Source organism: Bradyrhizobium sp. 138, assembly GCF_023074075.1.
Classification (GTDB): domain Bacteria; phylum Pseudomonadota; class Alphaproteobacteria; order Rhizobiales; family Xanthobacteraceae; genus Bradyrhizobium.
This window is the reverse complement of the sequence record NZ_JADPKT010000066.1, coordinates 1-1,152: the sequence shown is the minus strand read 5'-3', so window position 1 is coordinate 1,152 and position 1,152 is coordinate 1. Positions and strand designations below refer to the sequence as shown.

The 1,152-nt window shown below is 66.7% G+C and carries 1 protein-coding gene; it reads left to right on the top strand.

What is annotated here, in order from left to right:
• The coding region (locus IVA79_RS22020) for a chemotaxis protein CheA (protein WP_247556583.1) at positions 1-1,152 on the top strand (1,152 nt) is incomplete at both ends.

Below are 1,152 nucleotides of genomic sequence, written 5' to 3'. Positions count from 1 at the left end.
TCTCCGCCGCTGGTGCCGGAAGCCCCTGTTGCCGCCGCGTCCGCGCCCGCCAAAGACATGACCACGGGCACGCTGATCGACCAGACCCTGGAGCGCCCGCTGCGTCCGGGCGAGGTCTCGCTCGACGAGCTCGAGCGCGCCTTCCGCGAGACCGCGATTGAAGCGCCGGTGCCTGCGCCTATTGCCAAAGCCGAGCCCGCGCCGGCGGCTGAGGCTCCCGCGCCCGCTGCCAAGGAAGCCGCAAAGCAAGCCGCAAAGCCCGCCAAGGAGAAGCCCGCGGTCAAGAAGTCGATGGCCGACGAGGGCGCCAGCGAGGGCGACCGCATCGCCAACCAGTCGATCCGCGTCAACGTGGATACGCTGGAGCATCTGATGACCATGGTCTCCGAGCTGGTCCTGACCCGCAACCAGCTCTTGGAGATCTCCCGCCGCAACGAGGACACCGAGTTCAAGGTGCCGCTGCAGCGCCTGTCCAATGTCACCGCCGAGCTGCAGGAGGGCGTCATGAAGACGCGCATGCAGCCGATCGGCAATGCCTGGCAGAAGCTGCCCCGCATCGTCCGCGATCTCTCCTCAGAACTCGGCAAGCAGATCGAGCTGGAGATGCACGGCGCCGACACCGAGCTCGACCGCCAGGTGCTCGATCTGATCAAGGACCCGCTCACCCACATGGTGCGCAACTCCGCCGATCATGGCCTGGAGACCCCCGCCGAGCGCCTTGCCAGCGGCAAGGGCGAGCAGGGCACCATTCGCCTGTCCGCCTATCACGAGGGCGGCCACATCATCATCTGCATCGCCGACAATGGCAGAGGCCTCAACACCGAGAAGATCAAGGCCAAGGCGATCTCCTCAGGCCTCGTCGCCGAGGCCGAGCTCGAGAAGATGAGCGAAGCCCAGATCCACAAGTTCATCTTCGCGCCGGGCTTCTCGACCGCCGCCGCCATCACCTCGGTCTCGGGCCGCGGCGTCGGCATGGACGTGGTCCGCACCAATATCGACCAGATCGGCGGCACCATCGACATCAAGAGCGTCGCCGGCGAAGGATCTTCGGTTACCATCAAGATCCCGCTGACCTTGGCCATCGTCTCGGCCCTGATCGTGGAGGCCGCCGGCGACCGCTTCGCCATCCCGCAGCTCTCGGTGGTCGAGCTG